The organism is Bradyrhizobium sp. MOS001, assembly GCF_004634465.1.
GTDB lineage: Bacteria > Pseudomonadota > Alphaproteobacteria > Rhizobiales > Xanthobacteraceae > Bradyrhizobium > Bradyrhizobium barranii.
Window position 1 is genome coordinate 188,449 of record NZ_SPVJ01000003.1, and the last position, 18,872, is coordinate 207,320.

The 18,872-nt window shown below is 63.8% G+C and carries 19 protein-coding genes; 17 read left to right on the top strand and 2 right to left on the bottom strand.

Annotation, left to right across the window (positions count from 1 at the left end):
- The first annotated feature begins 257 nt into the window (after positions 1 to 257).
- From CT676_RS06585 to CT676_RS06610, 6 genes are all read left to right on the top strand, one after another.
- The gene (locus CT676_RS06585) at positions 258 to 1,076 is read left to right on the top strand and encodes an ABC transporter ATP-binding protein (RefSeq protein WP_135214122.1); all 819 of its coding nucleotides are present in this window, start codon (positions 258 to 260) and stop codon (positions 1,074 to 1,076) included.
- Positions 1,076 to 1,861 (top strand): ABC transporter permease, encoded by a 786-nt coding sequence (locus CT676_RS06590; RefSeq protein ID WP_063981635.1) that lies wholly within the window; start codon positions 1,076 to 1,078, stop codon positions 1,859 to 1,861. The genes CT676_RS06585 and CT676_RS06590 overlap by 1 nt, the downstream gene beginning before the upstream one ends.
- A gap of 102 nt (positions 1,862 to 1,963) precedes the next feature.
- Positions 1,964 to 2,500 (top strand): DUF305 domain-containing protein, encoded by a 537-nt coding sequence (locus CT676_RS06595; RefSeq protein ID WP_167767961.1) that lies wholly within the window; start codon positions 1,964 to 1,966, stop codon positions 2,498 to 2,500.
- A 9-nt stretch (positions 2,501 to 2,509) separates the two neighbouring features.
- A complete protein-coding gene (locus CT676_RS06600) occupies positions 2,510 to 3,979 on the top strand; it encodes a YncE family protein (RefSeq protein ID WP_085401540.1) in 1,470 nt (489 codons plus the stop codon).
- 49 nt (positions 3,980 to 4,028) lie between these two features.
- The gene (locus CT676_RS06605) at positions 4,029 to 4,538 is read left to right on the top strand and encodes a sigma-70 family RNA polymerase sigma factor (protein WP_038942280.1); all 510 of its coding nucleotides are present in this window, start codon (positions 4,029 to 4,031) and stop codon (positions 4,536 to 4,538) included.
- Positions 4,535 to 5,308, top strand: a complete 774-nt coding sequence (locus CT676_RS06610) for an anti-sigma factor (protein WP_085401541.1) — start codon at positions 4,535 to 4,537, stop codon at positions 5,306 to 5,308. Before CT676_RS06605 ends, CT676_RS06610 begins: the two co-directional genes overlap by 4 nt.
- A 73-nt stretch (positions 5,309 to 5,381) precedes the next feature.
- Here the strand turns inward: CT676_RS06610 and CT676_RS06615 are convergent, their stop codons facing one another.
- Positions 5,382 to 5,831: a cupin domain-containing protein gene (locus tag CT676_RS06615; protein WP_015684397.1), complete on the bottom strand. Its 450-nt coding sequence runs from the start codon at positions 5,829 to 5,831 to the stop codon at positions 5,382 to 5,384.
- Between the two features lie 139 nt (positions 5,832 to 5,970).
- On the opposite strand from CT676_RS06615, the gene CT676_RS06620 reads away from it, so the two are divergent.
- The 10 genes from CT676_RS06620 to CT676_RS06665 all read left to right on the top strand — a co-directional run bounded on the left by CT676_RS06620 (position 5,971) and on the right by CT676_RS06665 (position 14,729).
- Positions 5,971 to 6,996: an ABC transporter substrate-binding protein gene (locus CT676_RS06620; RefSeq protein WP_167767962.1), complete on the top strand. Its 1,026-nt coding sequence runs from the start codon at positions 5,971 to 5,973 to the stop codon at positions 6,994 to 6,996.
- A 29-nt stretch (positions 6,997 to 7,025) separates the two neighbouring features.
- Complete coding sequence (locus CT676_RS06625; protein WP_135214124.1) at positions 7,026 to 7,730, top strand: NUDIX hydrolase; 705 nt, start codon at positions 7,026 to 7,028, stop codon at positions 7,728 to 7,730.
- Between the two features lie 95 nt (positions 7,731 to 7,825).
- On the top strand, positions 7,826 to 9,136 hold the full coding sequence (locus CT676_RS06630; protein WP_135214125.1) for an ABC transporter substrate-binding protein: 1,311 nt from the start codon (positions 7,826 to 7,828) through the stop codon (positions 9,134 to 9,136).
- A 15-nt stretch (positions 9,137 to 9,151) separates the two neighbouring features.
- The gene (locus CT676_RS06635; RefSeq protein WP_028150401.1) at positions 9,152 to 9,919 is read left to right on the top strand and encodes an ABC transporter ATP-binding protein; all 768 of its coding nucleotides are present in this window, start codon (positions 9,152 to 9,154) and stop codon (positions 9,917 to 9,919) included.
- Positions 9,920 to 9,922: 3 nt separating this feature from the next.
- The gene (locus CT676_RS06640; protein ID WP_028150400.1) at positions 9,923 to 10,627 is read left to right on the top strand and encodes an ABC transporter ATP-binding protein; all 705 of its coding nucleotides are present in this window, start codon (positions 9,923 to 9,925) and stop codon (positions 10,625 to 10,627) included.
- 13 nt (positions 10,628 to 10,640) lie between these two features.
- Positions 10,641 to 11,522: a branched-chain amino acid ABC transporter permease gene (locus CT676_RS06645; protein WP_063981643.1), complete on the top strand. Its 882-nt coding sequence runs from the start codon at positions 10,641 to 10,643 to the stop codon at positions 11,520 to 11,522.
- Positions 11,519 to 12,538 carry a branched-chain amino acid ABC transporter permease gene (locus tag CT676_RS06650; protein ID WP_135214126.1) on the top strand — a complete coding sequence of 340 codons (1,020 nt, stop codon included), beginning with the start codon at positions 11,519 to 11,521 and terminating at the stop codon, positions 12,536 to 12,538. Before CT676_RS06645 ends, CT676_RS06650 begins: the two co-directional genes overlap by 4 nt.
- Entirely contained in the window at positions 12,498 to 13,427 is a 930-nt protein-coding gene (locus CT676_RS06655) for a polyphosphate kinase 2 family protein (protein WP_135214127.1), read from the top strand. Before CT676_RS06650 ends, CT676_RS06655 begins: the two co-directional genes overlap by 41 nt.
- A complete protein-coding gene (locus CT676_RS06660) occupies positions 13,424 to 14,461 on the top strand; it encodes a patatin-like phospholipase family protein (RefSeq protein ID WP_135214128.1) in 1,038 nt (345 codons plus the stop codon). The genes CT676_RS06655 and CT676_RS06660 overlap by 4 nt, the downstream gene beginning before the upstream one ends.
- Positions 14,462 to 14,474: 13 nt before the next feature.
- Complete coding sequence (locus tag CT676_RS06665) at positions 14,475 to 14,729, top strand: DUF3551 domain-containing protein (protein WP_071910559.1); 255 nt, start codon at positions 14,475 to 14,477, stop codon at positions 14,727 to 14,729.
- Between the two features lie 142 nt (positions 14,730 to 14,871).
- Here the strand turns inward: CT676_RS06665 and CT676_RS06670 are convergent, their stop codons facing one another.
- Positions 14,872 to 15,756 (bottom strand): MBL fold metallo-hydrolase, encoded by an 885-nt coding sequence (locus CT676_RS06670; RefSeq protein ID WP_167767963.1) that lies wholly within the window; start codon positions 15,754 to 15,756, stop codon positions 14,872 to 14,874.
- Between the two features lie 723 nt (positions 15,757 to 16,479).
- On the opposite strand from CT676_RS06670, the gene CT676_RS06675 reads away from it, so the two are divergent.
- Positions 16,480 to 18,813 carry a mechanosensitive ion channel domain-containing protein gene (locus CT676_RS06675; protein WP_135214130.1) on the top strand — a complete coding sequence of 778 codons (2,334 nt, stop codon included), beginning with the start codon at positions 16,480 to 16,482 and terminating at the stop codon, positions 18,811 to 18,813.
- Positions 18,814 to 18,872 lie beyond the last annotated feature (59 nt).

The window sequence follows — 18,872 nt, forward strand, 5'->3', positions numbered from 1 at the left end:
GGAGGGGGGAGGGTCGCTTCGCATGTAGCGGCGCGGAGTGCGAAGCGGGGTGGGGTGACCTCTCCACGCGGGGACTGCCTCAAAGGAGAGACTGTCACCCCACCCCGTCTCACATTTCGCTGCGCTCATGCGAGCCGACCCTCCCCCTCCAGGGGAGGGTAAGAGCACGGCAGGACCCATGCGTAGCACGCTTGGCGGCTCGATTGAACTTGGCCGCGCGAGCGGCTAAGGCATCGGGCCAAGTTCGGAGGGAATACATGACGACGCCCACGGCAGTGGCGCTGGAAGACGCCAAAGTCGCGTTCCGGCTGGGGGACGACCGGGTCTATACGGCGGTGGAGAAGGCCCATCTTTCGGTCGCGCAGGGCGAGTTCGTCGCCATCGTCGGGCCGACCGGCTGCGGGAAATCGACCCTGCTCAACGTCGCGGCCGGCCTGCTCAAGCCCGCCGCCGGCAGCATCAAGATTTTCGACCGGCCGCTCGCGGGGCTGAACCGGGACGCCGGCTACCTGTTCCAGGCCGATGCGCTGTTCCCCTGGAAGACCGCGCTCGACAATGTTACGATCGGGCTCGAGATCGCGGGCACGCCCCGCGCCGAGGCGCTGCAACGCGCGCAAAAATGGCTGACTTCCGTCGGCCTCGGCGCCTTCGCCAACCGTTATCCGCACATGCTCTCGGGCGGCCAGCGCAAGCGCGTGGCGCTGGCACAGGTGCTGATCCGCGACCCAAAGATACTCCTGATGGACGAGCCGTTCGGGCCGCTCGATGCGCAGACCCGCCAGGTGATGGGCAATCTGCTGCTCGACCTCTGGAATGCCGACCGCAAGGCCGTGCTGTTCGTGACCCATGATCTCGAAGAGGCGATCGCGCTCGCCGACCGCGTCGTGATCATGTCGGCGGGGCCGTCCTCGCGCATCATCGGCGACTGGCGCGTGAGCTTGCCGCGCCCGCGCGATATTTTCGAGGTGCGGCTGGATAAGGAGTTCCATGCGCTCCACCGCGAGATCTGGAGCGTGCTCAAGGACGAGGTGATGAAGGGCTACGCGCAATCGACCCAAGCGGCGGAGGCGATCTGATGTCGCGCGTGACGCTGCTTGCGCTGCAGGTCCTGGTCGCGGTCGTCTGCCTCGCACTGTGGCAGCTCTTTGCGACCGTGCCGGTGTTCGGAAAAATCCTGTTGCCGCCGTTCTTCTTCTCCAACCCGGTCGACGTGTTCAGCCAGATCGTCAAATGGTTCTCGTCCGGCGTGATTTGGAAGCATCTCGGCATCACGTTGACGGAATCGATTCTGGCGTTCGTGATCGGATCGCTCGGCGGCGTGCTGGTCGGCTTCTGGTTCGCGCGCCAGCCGCTGGTTGCCGCAGTGTTCGACCCTTACGTCAAGATGGTCAACGCGCTGCCCCGCGTCGTGCTTGCGCCGATCTTCGCGCTGTGGCTGGGCCTCGGCATCTGGTCCAAGGTCGCGCTCGGCGTGACGCTGGTGTTCTTCATCGTGTTCTTCAACGTCTATCAGGGCGTCAAGGAAGTCAGCCGCACCGTGCTCGACAATGGCCGCATGCTCGGCATGAGCGAGCGGCAATTGATGCAGCACGTCTATTGGCCGTCGGCGCTGTCGTGGATGTTCTCCTCGCTGCACACCTCGGTCGGCTTCGCCGTGGTCGGTGCGGTCGTCGGCGAATATCTGGGATCGGCGGCAGGGCTCGGCTATCTGATCCAGCAGGCCGAAGGCATCTTCGACGTCGCGGGCGTGTTCGCCGGCATGTTCGTGTTGTCGGCCTTCGTCATCCTGATCGACTTCGGGGTGACGCTGGTTGAGCGCAGGCTGCTGGTCTGGCGCCCGACCGTGGACGGGCGGGGGTAGTCCGCCTCGTTTGGCTGCTGACGTTTATGTGATTGACCGCCCGGAATAGAACGCGCGGCCATACGTCATACCCCCATGCAACCACCTGCATGGGAGTTCAGGATGCCCCCCTCACAGTTTCGCCGCGCCGTAGCGGCTCTTGCAAGCAGATACCGATGGCCCAGGCCCGGCCTCGGCACGGCGTTCCTTGCCGCGCCAATTCTGGTCGCGTCCGTACTCCCGCTGCTCGTGTTCGCGCATGAAGCCCATCCGGCCGCCCCACCGGCCGCGGTGAGCGCGGAGGAGCGTGCGTTTTTGGAAGAAAACGAAGCGGCGATGACCAAGATGATGAACGACATGGCGGCCAAGCCGACCGGCGACATCGATCGCGACTTCGTCGCAATGATGAGCCCGCATCATCAGGGCGCGATCGACATGGCGGTCATCGAATTGCGCTATGGCAAGAACGAGCAGCTGCGGCGTATCGCCCAGGAAATCATCGTCGACCAGATGCAGGAGATCGCGGCCATGAAGCTCGCGATCGGCGAGCCGGCGACAGACACCACGCCCGCCCCGACCCAACCGCCCTCAGCTCCCAACACAACCGTTCATCATCATCCGGGCATGCAAATGGATGTGTCCACGGGAATGAAGAAGTAGGAGTCGCAGATGACCACGTCACGAAGCACTATGATGAAGAGCATTTTCCTGGCGGCCACGATGCTTGCGACGGGTTCGGTCGCGTGGGCAGGGCAGGCGCCGGGCGCGCTGTCCGCTGCCGATATTCCGGTGAGCCACCACGACCGTGTCTACGCCGCAGAGCAGTTCTCGAATACGGTCTCGGTCACCGATCCCGTCGATAACAAGCTGCTTGGCGTGATCCGGCTGGGCGACCCGCAACCCGGCAATTTCAGCCCGCTCTACAAGGGCCAGGTGCTCGTACATGGCATGGGCTTCTCGCCCGATCACAAGACGCTCGCCGTGGTATCGATCGGCTCGAATTCGGTGAGCTTCATCGACACCGCGACCAACGCGGTCAAGCATATCACTTACGTCGGACGATCGCCGCACGAGGCGTTCTTCACGCCGGACGGCAAGGAAGTGTGGGTCACCGTTCGCGGCGAGAACTACATCTCCGTCATCGATCCGATCAGCTTCAAGGAGAAGACCCGCATCACGACCCCGAACGGGCCGGGCATGCAGATTTTCTCACCCGACGGCAAATACGGCTACATCTGCTCGTCGTTCAATCCCGAGACCGACGTCGTCGCGGTGGCCGAGCACAAGATCGTCGCCACGGTGAAGCAGGAGAGCCCATTCTGCCCGAACATCGCGGCGACGCCGGATGGAAACCAGGTGTGGTTCACGCTGAAGGACGTCGGCCGGACACAGGTGTTCAACGCCAAGCCACCGTTCAACGCGATCAAGACGATCGATACCGGGCCGATCACCAACCACGTCAATTTCGCGCACACCGCCAAGGGCACGTTCGCCTACGTCACCATCGGTGGCCTGAACGAAGTAAAGGTGTTCCGCACCGACGATTTCTCGCAGGTCGCGACGATCCCGGTCGGCAATCTGCCGCACGGCGTCTGGCCGTCGGGCGACGGCACACGAATCTATGTGGGGCTGGAGAACGCCGACGCGCTCGCGGCCATCGACACGGCGACCAATAAAGTGGTCGGGAACGTTCCGATCGGTCAGGCGCCGCAGGCGATCGCGTATGTTCCAAATGCCGCGCCCAACCCTGATGACCGCCAGAATTTGCAGGCACTCGGCGTTGCCGGCCAGGTCGCTCATCTCGCGCTTGCGTCGAAGGACGGTGCGAAGGACGGCACGGCGCCGACCAGCGTGTCGCTGTTCGATCAGGGCCTGATTCAGATCTTACAGGCTTCGGTGACGGGACTTCAGCCCAAGCAGAAATATGTGCTTGCCCTGGCGGAGCATGGCGACGGCAGTGGCCCGTTGCAGCCGTTGGCGGCGTTCATGACCAATCCGGCTGGATCTGCCATCGTCAATGTGGCCGGTCCGATCCGGCAGATCGTCGACCAGTCTGCCGCTGAAGCAAGGCGGTACCTGGTGATTGCGGCCGGCGACGCGGCTATGCCCGGTGAGGCGGTCCAGATCGAGGCGCAATGACGCGCCGTCCGACGTCGGCAAAGGGCAGGTGGAGCGCCTCGTGAAGGACATGCTGGTTCAGGTCGAGCCGCTTATCCCCGCGCTCCGCCGCTACGCGCGCGCGCTTTTGCGCGATCGCGTGGCTGCCGATGATCTGGTTCAGGATTGCCTGGAGCGTGCCGTCAGCCATTGGCATCAGCGGCGCGACGGCAGCGTGCGCGCCTGGCTGTTCAGCATCCTCCACAATCTGGCGGTCACGCAATTCCGCCAGGCGACGGCGCGGGGCAGGCATATGCCGATCGACGATGCAGGCGAGCGTGAGCTCGCCAGCGCCGCCGCGCAGGAGCACAGGCTGATCTATCAGGATGTCCTGAAAAAGCTTGCGAGACTGCCGGAAGAGCAGCGTGCGGTGTTGTTGCTTGTTGCGGTTGAGGATCTATCCTACGCGGACGCCGCGGGAGTGCTGAAGATTCCGGTCGGGACCGTGATGTCGCGCCTGTCGCGCGCGCGGGAGAGGCTATTGCAGGAGATGGAGGGCGTGGCTCCAGGGAACGTCGTGGCATTGCGGGGCGTGAAATGAACCGGCGGCCGATCACCGAGGACGATCTCCACGCCTATGTCGACCAGGCGCTCGAGCCTGAGCGGCGCGCGGAGGTCGCATCCTATCTGGACGATCATCAGGATGTCGCCGCGCGCGTTGCGGCCTTCGCCACCCAGCGGGAGGAGCTGCGCGGGGCGTTTGCGTCGATCGCCGACGAGCCGTTGCCGGCCGAGCTGAATCTGTCGCACATCATCGAGAGCCGGAGGCGGTCTCCCATGCGGGCGTGGTGGGCGATCGCTGCGATGTTGCTTCTCGGCATCGGCGGTCTCGGCGGGTGGACCATGCGCGGCGTCTTGCAGGAGGGCTCGAACGGACTGTCTGCGCTGGCACAGGAGGCGGCCTATTCGTATGGCGTTTACGCACCGGACCGCGTGCGGCCGGTCGAGATACGCGCGTCCGACAGTGCCGAGCTCACGCGATGGGTATCGAATCGGCTGAAACAGCCGGTCAAGGTGCCGGATCTCTCTGTATCCGGCTATCGGCTGATGGGCGGTCGCCTGGTTGCGACGTCGCACGGCCCGGCCGCGATGTTCATGTACGATGACGATCACGGCGACCGGCTTGTCGTGCTGACGCGTCCGATGAGCAACCGCAATCTGGATACGCCGATGATGCCGCAATCGACCGGCGATGTCGCGGGCTTCGTGTGGGCGGATGGCGGCATGGGTTACACGCTCGTCGGCCAGCTTCCGGGAGACACCCTCAAGCCGATCGCGAACGAGATCCGGAAGCAGACGCGCCCGATCTAGCGCCGGGATTCACGGAACGGGCCCGCACGGCAGTGCGAGCCCGAACGTTCAACCGGCCCGAGTTGCGGGGAGCCTAGTCCAGCAGCTTGGTGTCATCGGGCGCCTGCGGCGGCGTCTTGATCGCGATGGCCTTGACCTGACCGCTGATCGGCTTGGTGCCGCCGTGCGGCGTGCCCTTGGGGATGATGACGAGGTCGCCAGGTTTCACCGTCACCTCCTTGTCGCCGAGCCAGATCGTCCCGGTCCCGTCGAGGATGTACTGGATCTCGTTGGTGTTGGGATGCATGTGCTTGGGCACATTGCCGACCTGGATCGAGATGGTGGCGCCGTCGGCGCTGGCAAACATCTTGGAACGGTAGCCGACATTGTTGGCGGGCCCGAGCGCGTCGCCTTCCATCTCGCCGGTATGGATGATCTGCGCGGTGACGTTCTCCGCGGCCAGCGCCGGCCGGAGCAGTTGGTTTGCGCCGCATCCGGCGGCAAAGGCGGCGGCGATCGACAGCCCGATTGCAAGGCGATTCATGGATGATCCTCCCCATCAAGAATTGTTCTTGTCTGAGCATGTTATTGCGCCGAAAGGCCAATGGCCAGTGCCACTTAAGCGGTGCTTCTCAAGCCAGTCCCGCTGCTCTATGGTGCCGCCGGCCGAATGGAGGAAACCAATGAAGAACACGATTGCCAGGCTCGCCGGCGCGCTGCTCGCGCTGACGTTCACCACCGGTCTTGCCGCGGCGCAAAGCAAGGTGACCATCGCGATCGGAGGCGGCGCCTGCCTGTGCTATCTGCCCACGGTGCTGGCCAAGCAACTCGGCGAATACGAGAAGGCGGGCCTCAATGTCGAGCTCGTGGACCTCAAGGGCGGCTCGGACGCGCTGAAGGCCGTGCTCGGTGGCAGCGCCGACGTCGTCTCCGGCTATTTCGACCATTGCGTCAATCTCGCCGCCAAGAAGCAGGAGCTTCAGGCCTTCGTGGTCTATGACCGCTATCCCGGCCTCGTGCTGGTGGTCGCGCCCTCGCGCACCAATGACATCAAGTCGGTCAAGGACCTCGCCGGCAAGAAGGTCGGTGTCAGCGCGCCCGGCTCCTCCACCGACTTCTTCCTCAAATATCTCCTGAAAAAGAACGGGCTCGATCCCGCCGGCACCGCCGTGATCGGCGTCGGCCTCGGTGCCACCGCGGTCGCCGCGATGGAGCAGGGTCAGCTCGATGCGGCCGTGATGCTCGATCCCTCCGTCACCGTGCTCCAGGGCAGCCACAAGGATCTGCGCATCCTCAGCGACACCCGGACCCAGAAGGACACGCTCGAGACGTTCGGCGGCGAATATCCGGGCGGCGCGCTGTACTCGACCGTGGCCTGGATCAACGGCCACGAGAAGGAAACGCAGGCGCTCACCAACGCAATGCTGGCCACGATCGGCTGGATCCATTCGCATTCGCCGGAGGAGATCATGGCGAAGATGCCGGACGAGATGGTCGGCAAGAACAAGGAGCTTTATCTCGCCGCGCTGAAGAACACGATCCCGATGTTCTCCGAAACCGGCAAGATGGACCCGAAGGGCGCGGACGCGGTGCTCGCGGTGTTCAGCGTCGGCTCGCCCGAGGTGGCCGCCGCCAAGATCGACGTCAGCAAGACCTTTACCAACAAGTACGTCGATCAGGCCAAGAAGACCACGGGGAACGCCAAATAACTGACGCGAAGGTGTTGTAATCAGGTGTCATGACGTCATTGGTCATTCATCGCGTCACGACGCTTGATCTTGCCGTGCGGCCAATCGCCTGGCCGTTCGCCGAAGAGCGCCGCGCCGAGATTGCGGCGCATTTCGCCGAGAAGCAGCGCGAGCGGCCGAAGATGTGGAACGGCCGCGTCCTGCTCGGGCGCGATGCCGTGTTCACGGACGGCCATCTCGCCGCGACCTATTTCGAGACTGATTTCGCGAGCTTCCTTGCCTGGCGCGACTGGGGCTTTCCCGACAAGGCCGTGTTCAACGGTTTTGGCATGGGCGCGCTGCGCGCCTCCGACGGCGCCTTCATCATGGGCGAGATGGCGCAGCACACCGCCAATGCGGGCCGCATCTATTTCCCCTCGGGCACGCCCGATCTGGACGACGTCAGTGACGGCGCGCTCGACATTCCCGGCAGTGTCATCCGCGAACTCGGGGAAGAGACCGGCTTGACCGCGGCCGACTACCGGACCCAGCCGGACTGGCACTGTGTCGTCACTGGTCCGTCGATTGCAATGATTCAAATTATCAACCTGGACATGCCGGGTGACGTGGCCCGGGCCCGGATCGAGGCCAACCTCGCCCGCGAGGACGATCCGGAGCTGTCGGCCATTCATCTTGTGCGCGGGATGAGTGATCTCACGCCGACCATGCCGCGATTTGTCACGGCCTTTATCGAGCAGCAGTTCGCGTCGCGCTGAAGCGCGAGGCTTGACATCGCTGCCCCCAGCCCATGTGATGGGCCAAAAAGCAAAAGCAAGAAGACTGCAATGCACAATCGTCCAGGGAGGTTTTGATGCGCCTGCGCATGGCTGCCCGCTTGGTACGTGGGCTGTTGGTCGCGATATCAGCGACGGGCTTGATGGCTTCGGCTCAGGCTCAAGAGAAGAAGATCAAGATCGGCGTTGTTTTCGACCTTACCGGGCCTCTCGCGGGCGGTGGATCTGAGCTCGGCTATATCGGCGCAAAGATCATTCTCGACTACTTCGCCAAGACCGGCGTCGAGGGCTACAAGATCGAGGCGGTCTACGCCGACGCGCAGAGCAAGCCCGACATCGCCATCAACGAATCCGTCCGCCTGCTCGAGCAGGAGAAGGTGGACATGGTCCTCGGCTTCTTCTCATCGGCGCAATGCGTGCCGGTCGCTGCCCGCGTCGAGCAGCTCAAGAAGTTCATGTGGATGACGACCTGCATCTCGTCGGCCGTGTTCAACGACAAGGGCTACAAATACGTTTTCCGCCCGCAGGCGAGCGGCGACCAGTTCGGCATGATGACGATGGATTTCATCGCGCAGAATGCCAAGGCGAAGTTCGACAAGGAGCCGAAGGACCTGCGCGTCGCCATCATCCACGAGGATGGCGCCTATGGCGTCGACGTCTCCAGGGGCAACGAGGCCGGCGCGAAGAAGGCGGGCTTCAACGTTGTGATGAAGGAAGGCTATTCGGCGACGGCGCCGGATCTCTCCGCGTTGGTGACCAAGCTGAAGCGCGCCAAGCCCGATGTCATTTTCCACACCGGCTACAACCCTGACATCACGCTGTTGCTGCGCCAGGCCCGCGAGCAGGGGCTGAAGTTCGGCGCGCTGATGGGCCATGGCGCCGGCTACGGCGTCTACGAGAAGCTGAAAGAGGGGATGGGGGCTGACGCCACCTACATCTTCAACACCGACCCGATCTCGATCTGGCTCGCCAACCAGAAGACCATGGATCCGAAGCTCCCGCCCGTGATCAAGATGGTCGGCGAGGAGTTCGACAAGATCAGGCCCGGCGTTGCCATCCGCTCCGCGCATGTCGGCATCGGCGCGTCCAACACTTACGTGTTCATGAGTGATGTGCTGCCGCGCGCGATCAAGAAGTATGGCGGCGTCGATCCCGACGCGCTGCGCAAGGCCGCGCTCGACACCGACATCCCCGAAGGCGGCACGATGCTCGGCTTCGGCGTCAAGTTCTACGGCGAGGGCACGCCGATGGCCGGGCAGAACGAGCGGTCGTTCCCGGTCGTGATCCAGTACATCGACGACAAATCCTCTGTGGTGTGGCCCAAGAGTCAGGCGCAGCGCGAGGCCGTGCTGCCGCTGCCGAAGGGCACCACCTACAGCAACCAGTAGCGGCGGAGCAGGGCGGTGCTGGAAGTCAGCGGGCTGGTGAAGCGGTTTGGTGGCTTCACCGCCGTCAACAACGTGTCGTTTCGGGTCGATCAGGGCGAGATCCTCGGCTTGATCGGCCCCAACGGCTCGGGCAAGAGCACGATCTTCAACATGCTCTCCGGCACCCTGGCGCCGACATCCGGCTCGATCCTGTTCGGCGGCGCCGAGATCGCAGGCCTAGCGCCGCACCGGATCATCAACAGCGGCATCGGCCGTACCTTCCAGATTCCGCGGCCGTTCCGACGCCTGACAATCTTCGAGAATGTCGCACTGGCCGGCTTCTACGGCCAGGGCCGCCACAGTCGTGCCAGGGCGGAGGAGGCGGCCGAGCGGTCACTTGCGATGGTGGGCTTGCCGACCGATCGCCATGCCAGCGTCGATGGCCTGGGCGCAGCCGGCCTGAAGAAGCTCGAACTTGCGAAGGCGCTCGCGACCGCGCCAAAACTGCTGCTTGCGGACGAGAGCCTCGGCGGTCTCGACGAGACCGAGATGGACCAGGCGGCGGACATGCTGCGCAACATCCGCGACGAGCTCGGCATCACCATCATCTGGGTCGAGCACATCATGGGCGTGCTGATGCGCGTCGTCGACCGCGTGATGGTGCTCGATCACGGCGAGAAGATCTCGGAAGGCTTGCCGAGCGCGGTTGCCGGCGACCCGCGCGTCATCGAGGTCTATCTCGGCACCGATGCCGAGACCACGCAGGCCGCGGCGGCGGAAGCGCGCCGCCGCTCGGGAGGCTAGACGATGCTGGAGCTTCGTTCGGTCAGCGCGGGTTACGGCACGTTCCAGGCGCTGTTCGACGTCAATCTCGACGTGAAGGCGGGCGAGGCCGTCGGCGTCATCGGTCCGAACGGCGCCGGCAAGACCACGCTGATGCGCGTCATCTCCGGCCTGATCCGTCCCACGCGCGGGTCGATCAGGATGGAGGGCGTCGATGTCGTGGCGACGCCGCCGCACAAGATCGTCAGCCTCGGGATCGCCCATGTGCCGGAGAACCGGCGGCTGTTTCCGCAGCTCACGGTCGACGACAATCTCAAGATGGGCGCCTTCATGAAGGAGGCGCGCGGCCACTATGCCGAGCGGCTGGATGTCGTGTTCGACCTGTTTCCGCGCCTGAAGGAACGCCGCCACCAGATGGCCGGCACCATGTCCGGCGGCGAGCAGCAGATGTGCGCGATCGGCCGCGCGCTGATGTCGAATCCAAAACTCCTGCTGCTCGACGAGCCGTCGGCGGGGCTGGCGCCGGTCGTGGTGCAGCAGGTGTTCGAGCTGGTGAAGCGAATCCGCGCCCGCGGCCTGACGGTGCTGATCGTCGAGCAGAACGTGCAGCAGGTGCTAAAAGTGGTTGATCGCGCTTATCTGATCGAGGCGGGCACGATCCGGGCGTCCGGCACCTCGGCCGAGATGCTGGCGAGTGACACGGTCAAGGAAGCGTATCTCGGGGTATGAGGTTCATGCAGGCATGCAAGCTTTTTTGGGCATTTTCGACATCTATCTGCTGGAGGCCGTGATCAACGGCATCCTGCTCGGCGGCGTGCTGGCACTGCTCGCGCTCGGGCTCAACTTGATCTTTGGCGTCATCGACGTGACCTGGATCTGCTACGCAGAGCTGGTGATGATCGGCATGTACGCCATGTATTTCATCGTGCAGTACTACGGCCTCAGCTACTTCATCGCAGCGCCGTTCACCATTTTGCTCGTCGCGATCCTCGGCGCTGCGCTGCACTACCTCGTGATCGCGCCGCTGCTCACCGCGCCGCCGATCAACCAGCTGCTTGCGACAGGCGGGGTGCTGTTCGTGCTCCAGAGCTTTGCCACCGTCGCCTTCGGCATCGACTTCCGCAATCTCGGCATCCGCCTGCCGGTGCTCGCCTTCGGCGACATGAATTTCAGCTACGCGCGGCTGCTATCCTTTCTGGCCGCGCTGGTCGGCATGGTCGCAGTGTACCTGTTCATGACCCGCACCTTCACCGGCACCGCGATCCGCGCCATCTCCCAGGATCGGCAGATCATGGCGCTGATGGGCGTCGACACGAAGAGAATGTATCTCATCACCTCCGCGCTCGGCGGCGCGCTGGCTGGGCTCGCCGCTTGCCTGCTGGTGCTGCAATATGACGTGCATCCCTTCGTCGGCCTCTCCTTCGGACCGATCACCTTCCTGATCTGCGTGCTCGGGGGGCTCGGCAATTTCATCGGCGGCTTCATCGCCGCCTTTGTGTTCGCCGAGATCATATCGCTCGGCGGCCTGTTCTCCGACCTCGAATGGGGCTACGTGCTCGCCTTCGCCTTCTTCATCGTCATGATGTTCATCCGGCCCGCGGGCCTGCTTGCGAGGCGCCGATGATGGGGCAGGGGCGGCTTGCGGCATGGGCGGTGGGGCTGGCGGCGCTGGTCGCGCTGCCCTTCGTCTATCGCGATCCCTATCATCTGCACATCCTGGTGCTGATCCTGATCTGGTCGTTCGCCTACACGTCCTGGTCGATGATGGGACGGTTCGGTCTGGTCTCGCTCGGCCATGGCGGCTTCATGGGGATCGGCGCCTATGTCACCGCGCTGCTGTGGAATCATCTGGGCTGGTCGCCCTGGATCGGCATTCCAATCAGCATGGTTGCGGCGGGTGCGCTGGCGCTGATCGTCGGTTACCCCTGCTTCCGCTTCCGCATCACCGGACATTATTTCGTGCTGGTGACGCTGGCGCTGTCAGGCATCGTGCTCCAGGTCATCACGGCCACGCGCGACTATACCGGCGGCTCGCTCGGCTATACGCCAAATCGCGCCTCGGGCAACAAGCTGCTGGCGCTGCAATTCGACGACAAGACGACCTGGTATCTGATCGCGCTCGGGGTCTGGCTTTTCGGCATCGTGGTCTGGCACTGGGTCGACCGCAGCATGGCCCGCTACGCGCTCGAGGCGATCTCGGAGGACGAGGATGCCGCGGCCGCCGCCGGCGTCGATGTCACCGCGGAGAAGCTGAAAATCACGCTGCTCAGTGCGGTGATGACGGCGCTCGCCGGCGCAATCTACTGCCAGTACCAGATGTTCATCACCCCCGACACCGTCAGCGGCATCGCGGTGTCGCTCCAGATGGTGTTCGCGGCCATTGTCGGCGGCCTGTTCGTCTCGCTCGGCCCGACCTTTGGCGCTGTCATCACCATTCTGCTGGCGGAAACCCTGCGTATCGGCTTCGGCACCAAGGCGGTCGGCTGGGACAACCTCGTCTATGGCGTGCTGCTGGTCCTTTTCATCATATTCCTTCCCAAGGGCATCCTTGGTAGCCTGCTCGACCGATTGAAGCCGCAACGCAAGGTGCCCCGCGCTCATGAGCAAGAAGCCGTCCAAATCGCTCGCCCAGGAACTTGACAGCTACATCACGCCGTTCCGTTACGACGGATCGGGCAAGTTTCACCTCAAGGATTACAAGACCAACGAGAAGGGCGATCTCGACAAGGAGAAGGCGCAGGAGATTCTCGACGCCAACAAGAAGCGGATGATCGAGTTTCAGGAGAAGCTCTACGCGCAGGACCGCTGGTCGGTGCTGATCGTGCTCCAGGCCATGGACGCCGCCGGCAAGGATTCTGCGATCAAGGCGATCTTCGAGGGCATCAACCCGCAGGGCTGCGAGGTCCATGCTTTCAAGGCGCCGAGCACCAAGGAGCTCGATCACGATTTCCTCTGGCGCCACGCGATCGCGCTGCCCGAGCGCGGCCATATCGGCATCTTCAACCGCTCCCATTACGAGGAGTGCCTGGTCACGCGGGTGCATCCGGAGATTCTTGCCAAGCAGAAGCTGCCGCAAAGGCTCGTCACCAAGAACATCTGGAAGGAGCGGTTCGAGGACATCTCCGCCTTCGAGCGCCACCTCAGCCGCAACGGCACGGTGGTTCTGAAATTCTTCCTCAATCTATCCAAGGAGGAGCAGCGCGAGCGCTTCCTTGAGCGGCTCGAGGAACCGGCCAAGCAGTGGAAGTTCTCGATGGACGACATCAAGGAGCGCGCGCTGTGGCCGCGCTACCAGGCGGTCTATCAGGACATCGTCCGGCATACGGCAACGTCGCACGCGCCCTGGTATGTCGTGCCGGCCGACCACAAATGGTTCGCGCGCGTCGTGATCGGCTCGGCGATCGTCGCGGCGCTCGAAAAGCTGGACCTGCGCTTCCCCCGCGCCGACAAGGCCTCGCTTGGCGAATTCGACGAAGTGCGCAAGGCGCTGGAGCACGAGGGGAAGGGAGGCAGGAAGCCCGCAAAGTGACCGCCCGTGAGACCAGCAACCAGAAGAACGTCAACTTCGCGCTTCAGGGCGGCGGCGCGCACGGCGCCTTCGTCTGGGGCGTGCTGGACCACGTGCTCGAGGACGGCAGGCTCGCCATCGAGGCGATCAGCGCTACAAGCGCGGGCGCGATGAATGCGGTGGTGCTGGCCTCAGGCATGGCCATCGGCGGAGCCGAGGGGGCGCGGCAGAACCTGCATGCGTTCTGGTACGAGGTCTCGCGGATGGATCAGGTCTATGACCTGTTCTCGCCACTCAACCAGTTGATCCAGGCCCTCAAGCTGCCGCCGGAATATCACCCTGTCCATGCTTTCATCCACACGCTGACGCACACGGTGCCGCCGAACCTGCTCAACCCCCTCCACTTCAATCCGCGCCGGTCGTTGCTGCTACGCGTGGTCGATTTCGATCGGCTCAATTCATCGCCGGACGCACCGCAGCTATTTCTCAACGCCACGAATGTCCGTACCGGCAAGATCAAGGTGTTCCAGACGCCGCTGCTCAGCGCGGAGACCGTGCTCGCCTCGGCTTGTCTGCCGCCATATTTCCAGGCGGTCGAGATCGACGGCGAGCATTATTGGGATGGCGGCTATCTCGGAAATCCCGCGATCTTTCCGCTGATCTATCGAAAAGGTAGCCAAGACGTCATCATCGTGCAGGTGACCGCGATCCGGCGTGACGAACTGCCGGCGAGTGCCGCCGACGTTCTCCATCGCATCAACGAGATCAGCTTCAATTCGTCACTGATGCGTGAGATGCGCGCGATTGCCTTCGCGACCCGGCTGATCGATAATGGCGAGCTCGATCGCAACACGCACAGCCGCATGTTCATGCACTGGATTGGAAACGACCAATTGATGTCGCAGCTCGGAACGGCCACGCAGTTCCATCCCGAATGGAGCCTCTTGTGCCGCCTGCGTGACGAGGGGCGCGAGGCCGCGCGAATCTGGCTGACGCAAAACTTTGACTGGATCGGCAGCTCGTCGACGGTTGATTTGACTGAGATGTTTCTCTGATTTCGAGGTTGTCGTGTACAAGCCTGCTGTCGTCGTTTCCCTGTTCGCCGCGCTCTTGATCGCCGGTTCCGCGCGCGCCCAGACCTATGGGGGCGATGCGCCGGTCTGCCTGCACGTCTTCGGCGAGTTGGAGGGCGAGCGGATGGACTGCATTTTCTCCTCGTTCGCCCAGTGCCAGGCAAGCGCGCAGGGGCGTCCGGCGACATGTCTGACGAATCCGTATTTCGCGCAGGCGCCGTCGGCGAGGACAGGGCGGCGCGTTCGCTAGCGGCGATCCCTAGGGTGGGCAAAGCAAAGCGTGCCCACCAATCTTCATCCGGCGAGAGGTGGTGAGCACGGCGCAAGAGCGCCTTTGCCCACCCCACGATCTCAGCGCGAGCGAAGCTCGTCGCGTCTGAGCAAGCCGACCCTCAATACCCGCGGCCCCACCAGTAGCAGAAGCGCTCGATATTGGCGGGAAGGGCGGTCTCGTAATTCGCCCATTTCTCGTATTTCGGCAGCTTCACTTCCTTCATCGCGGTGTCGAAGCATTTGCCGGCATCGGCGGCCTTCTTCACCTCTGCGGACAGATCTTCCATGTAGGCGATGTCGTCCTCGACGTCCTTCTTGGTGCCGAAGCGCCCGCCGGCATAGGGATGGCCGGGGATCATCCGCTCCCAGTCGAGCGAGGCCAGCTTCTTTAGCGAGGCGATATACTCGATCGGCGAGGCGTTGTCGGGAATGTTGCGGAACTGCACGGACTCGATCGGCGCGAAGTCGACGACGAAGACGATCTTCTCCTTCGGCAGCCGCATCACCAGCGAATTGTCGGAATGGTTGCGGCCGACATAGTTCAGCTCGAGCGTGGTGCCGCCGAGCGTGATGCTCTTCTTGTCGTCGATCACCTGGTCCGGCATCACGACATCGGCGAGCAGCGAATTCTGCTTCTTTAGCTCGAGCAGGCGCTCCTTGGTCCGCCGGTGCGCAATGAAGGTGGCACCGAGATCCTTGAAGGGCTGGCCACCGGCGATGTGGTCGTAATGGTGGTGGCTGTAGATGACGTATTTGATCGGCTTGTCGGTGACGGCCTTGATGGCGTCGATATAGGGCTTTGCCGGACGCAAATATGAGATCGGGTCGGTCGCGATCACGCCCTGCGGCGTCACGACGAACATCGACTGATGACCGCCATAGCGGAAGACGTAAACGTTCTCGGTGCCGTCGACCTTCTTGGTCGAGGTCTGCGGCGGGGTCTGCGCGAAGGCTGATCCAGTCAGGAGGGCCGCAACAGCGGCGATGCAAAGTAATGCTTTCATGTCTTGCTTTCTGGAAATGGATGGAATGCGGAAGGCGAATGGACTCTCTGACACAAACGCGGCGGGAGGGAATTTATTCCCTGATCCACTGCGATCAATCTGTCGAGGTGGGAGGGAACACGGCCTCAAATGTGATACCGGCACCATTGATCCTGCTTGACAGTTTTATGTCACGGGAGGAGCATGCTGTTGGTCGCAAACAAGCGACGCGTCGTCCACCTCAAGAGCAAGGGGAGGTCTATGACACCACCTCCGCAGATCCAGCCGCGTTAAGTGCGATGGAGCTCGTTCGGACTATCGCATAGCGGCAGAAACCGCGAACGGCACGCCGGGTAAAGGTTTAGCGGGCTGCATCAGTGAGGCAAAGCCCCTACCTACCCGGCGCTGTATTTTGCATCACACCGATCGTGTCGGATGGCCGTGATGCGGCCGCCATGACAGGCGCTTTGACATCCTGCTTTCTCCTCCTCCTCGCCGTCATTCCGGGCCGACTCCCGGAATGACGGGAGGATTCTGTTGTGCGCATCGCACATCGATTGATGTCCGGCCGCGCGGAGCCGACGGTTCCCGTTCCTGCATTGCGGCAAATGCCAAGAGAATGTCGCCTCGTTGGCCAACTTCCGACACAGCGCCGGGGCGAATAGCGTCGATACGACATGACGCAGTGCTTCGGCGGCGACAGTCCCGACTCCGCCGGCGCATGCGCTTTTCCAGGGAATCCTCGTGTCGCACAAGCTTGCCCCGGCGTTCCTCGCCGCTCTCTTCATCGCGATCTCATCTCTTTCCACCGTTCGCGCCGAGCCGCCGGCCGCCAACAGGGCTGCCGCACTGTCGCCGGAGGAAGCCAAGCGGGCGCTGGAGACGCTCCAGGACGACAAAAAACGTGCGCAGATGATCGATACGCTGCGCGTGATCGCGAATGTGCCCGGTCAGCAGCAGCCCGTGCCCGCCGCGCCGGAGCAGAAATCGCCGATCCCGCTCTCGGCCGACGGCCTTGGCGCACAGCTCCTGCTCACGGTGTCGGAAGAGATCGGCGAGATCTCGCGCGAGATCGCCGACGTGGCGCGGACGCTGACGCATTTCCCCGCCTTCTATTACTGGATCGTACGGACCGCCAACGATCCCGTCGCCTACAACCTCCTGATCGAGATCGCGTGGAAGCTGGCGCTGGTGCTCGGCTGCGCCATTGCGGCGGAGTGGGTGATCTTCCGCGCGATCCGGCGGCCCGTTGCCTTCCTGGAAGGACGCGTCCCGCAAACCGCGCGCCTGCCGGCGCAGGTGCTGCCCATCGCCGATCCGCCGTCATCGGTCGCCGATGTCACGCCTGCGCCCGAACTGCACAAGCGCCGCAACAGTCTCGCACGTGTCTGGCAATTGCTGCTGCGGCTGCCCTTCGTGCTGGGGCGTCTCCTGCTCGAGCTGCTCCCCGTGTTCGTTTTCATCGGCGTCGCAACCGCATTGCTCGGCACGGAGATCGGCGATCCCGCAACCGTCCGCCTCGTGATCCTGGCCGTCGTCAATGCCTATGCCTTCTCGCGCGGGCTCATCTGCGTCGTCCGCGCGCTGGCGGGGCCGTTTGGCCTCGTTCCGGTTCGGGCAGAAACCGCGGCCTATATCGAGATCTGGGCGCGGCGCATCGTCGGCGTCGGCGTCTCCGGCATCGCCTTCGCCAATGTGGCGCTGCTGCTCGGCCTGCATCGTGCCGGCTATGCCGCGCTGCTGCGCATGGTGTTGCTGGTCGTGCATCTCTTCGTCGTCGTCATCATCCTGCAATGCCGCCGCCAGGTCGCCGAAGCCATCCGCGCGCCGGCGGAGCGGCAGGGGATCGCGGCGCGCCTGCGCAACCGCATTGCCGGCGGCTGGCACTATCTCGCCATCGCGCTCGACCTCGCGCTGTGGGCGGTGTGGGCGCTCAACATCCGCAACGGCTATTCGCTGCTGCTGCAATATTTCGTCGGCACCGTCGTGGTGGCGCTGATCACGCGCGTCGCCATCATGGTGACGCTGAGCCTGATCGACCGCGGCTTCCGCATCAAGCCGGAGATCCTCCAGCGCTTTCCGGGCCTCGAGATCCGCGCCAACCGCTATCTGCCGCTGTTGCGCAAGATCGTATCCAGCGTGATCGCGTTCATCGGCTTCGTGGCCGTGCTTGAAGTCTGGGGCGTCGACGCCATCGTCTGGTTCTATGGAGGCCAGATCGGCGGCCGGCTGATTTCGGCGGTGGCGACCATCGGCATCGCCGTGCTCATTGCTGCCGCCATCTGGGAAGCCAGCAACGCGCTGCTGGACCGCCAGATCAATACGCTGTCACGCGACGGGCACTACGCCCGCGCGGCGCGCCTGCGCACCTTCCAGCCGATGCTGCGAACGGCGCTGCTCTGCCTGATCGCCACCGTCGTCGGCCTTACCGCGCTGAGCGAGATCGGCGTCAATGTCGCGCCGCTGCTGGCCGGCGCCGGCATCGTTGGCATCGCCATCGGCTTCGGCTCGCAGAAGCTGGTGCAGGATCTCATCACCGGCCTGTTCCTGCTGCTGGAGAACACGGTCCAGGTCGGCGATAACGTCAGCGTCTCCGGCCTCTCCGGCGTGGTCGAGAACGTCTCGATCCGCACCATTCGTCTGCGCGCCGGCGACGGCGCGGTGCACATCGTGCCGTTCAGCGCGGTCACGACCATCACCAATGCCAGCCGCGGCGCCGGCAATGCGTCCGTCAGCGTCAATGTCGCCTACAAGGAAGACACCGACCGCGCCGGCCAGATTCTCAAGGACATCGTCGAGGAGATGCGCCGCGAGCCGGAGTTTCGCGCGGCAATTCGCGGCGACCTCGAACTGTGGGGCATCGACAAGGTCGATGGTGCCATGGTGTCGATCGTCGGCCAGATCCGCTGCACGGAGGCCGGCCGCTGGCCGGTCCAGCGCGAATTCAACCGCCGCATGAAGCTGCGCTTCCAGCAGAACGGCATCGAGGTCGCATCCCCGGTCCAGACCATCCTGATGCAGATCGCGCCGCCGGCTGATGGCGCCGCCAATCTGGCCCCGCGGCGGGCGGCTGGTTAGCGCTCGGCATAATTTCCAGCTTGCCTCTGCCCGCCCGGCAGCGTTCACTCCGGCCCCAG

Coding starts and splice junctions, on each gene's coding strand:
- CT676_RS06650 (WP_135214126.1), top strand. CDS start 11,519: ATGATGGGGCAGGGGCGGCTTGCGGCATGGGCGGTGGGGCTGGCGGCG.
- CT676_RS06625 (WP_135214124.1), top strand. CDS start 7,026: ATGACGTCATTGGTCATTCATCGCGTCACGACGCTTGATCTTGCCGTG.
- CT676_RS06595 (WP_167767961.1), top strand. CDS start 1,964: ATGCCCCCCTCACAGTTTCGCCGCGCCGTAGCGGCTCTTGCAAGCAGA.
- CT676_RS06655 (WP_135214127.1), top strand. CDS start 12,498: ATGAGCAAGAAGCCGTCCAAATCGCTCGCCCAGGAACTTGACAGCTAC.
- CT676_RS06670 (WP_167767963.1), bottom strand. CDS start 15,756: ATGAAAGCATTACTTTGCATCGCCGCTGTTGCGGCCCTCCTGACTGGA.
- CT676_RS06640 (WP_028150400.1), top strand. CDS start 9,923: ATGCTGGAGCTTCGTTCGGTCAGCGCGGGTTACGGCACGTTCCAGGCG.
- CT676_RS06585 (WP_135214122.1), top strand. CDS start 258: ATGACGACGCCCACGGCAGTGGCGCTGGAAGACGCCAAAGTCGCGTTC.
- CT676_RS06620 (WP_167767962.1), top strand. CDS start 5,971: ATGAAGAACACGATTGCCAGGCTCGCCGGCGCGCTGCTCGCGCTGACG.
- CT676_RS06605 (WP_038942280.1), top strand. CDS start 4,029: ATGCTGGTTCAGGTCGAGCCGCTTATCCCCGCGCTCCGCCGCTACGCG.
- CT676_RS06645 (WP_063981643.1), top strand. CDS start 10,641: ATGCAAGCTTTTTTGGGCATTTTCGACATCTATCTGCTGGAGGCCGTG.
- CT676_RS06630 (WP_135214125.1), top strand. CDS start 7,826: ATGCGCCTGCGCATGGCTGCCCGCTTGGTACGTGGGCTGTTGGTCGCG.
- CT676_RS06615 (WP_015684397.1), bottom strand. CDS start 5,831: ATGAATCGCCTTGCAATCGGGCTGTCGATCGCCGCCGCCTTTGCCGCC.
- CT676_RS06590 (WP_063981635.1), top strand. CDS start 1,076: ATGTCGCGCGTGACGCTGCTTGCGCTGCAGGTCCTGGTCGCGGTCGTC.
- CT676_RS06610 (WP_085401541.1), top strand. CDS start 4,535: ATGAACCGGCGGCCGATCACCGAGGACGATCTCCACGCCTATGTCGAC.
- CT676_RS06600 (WP_085401540.1), top strand. CDS start 2,510: ATGACCACGTCACGAAGCACTATGATGAAGAGCATTTTCCTGGCGGCC.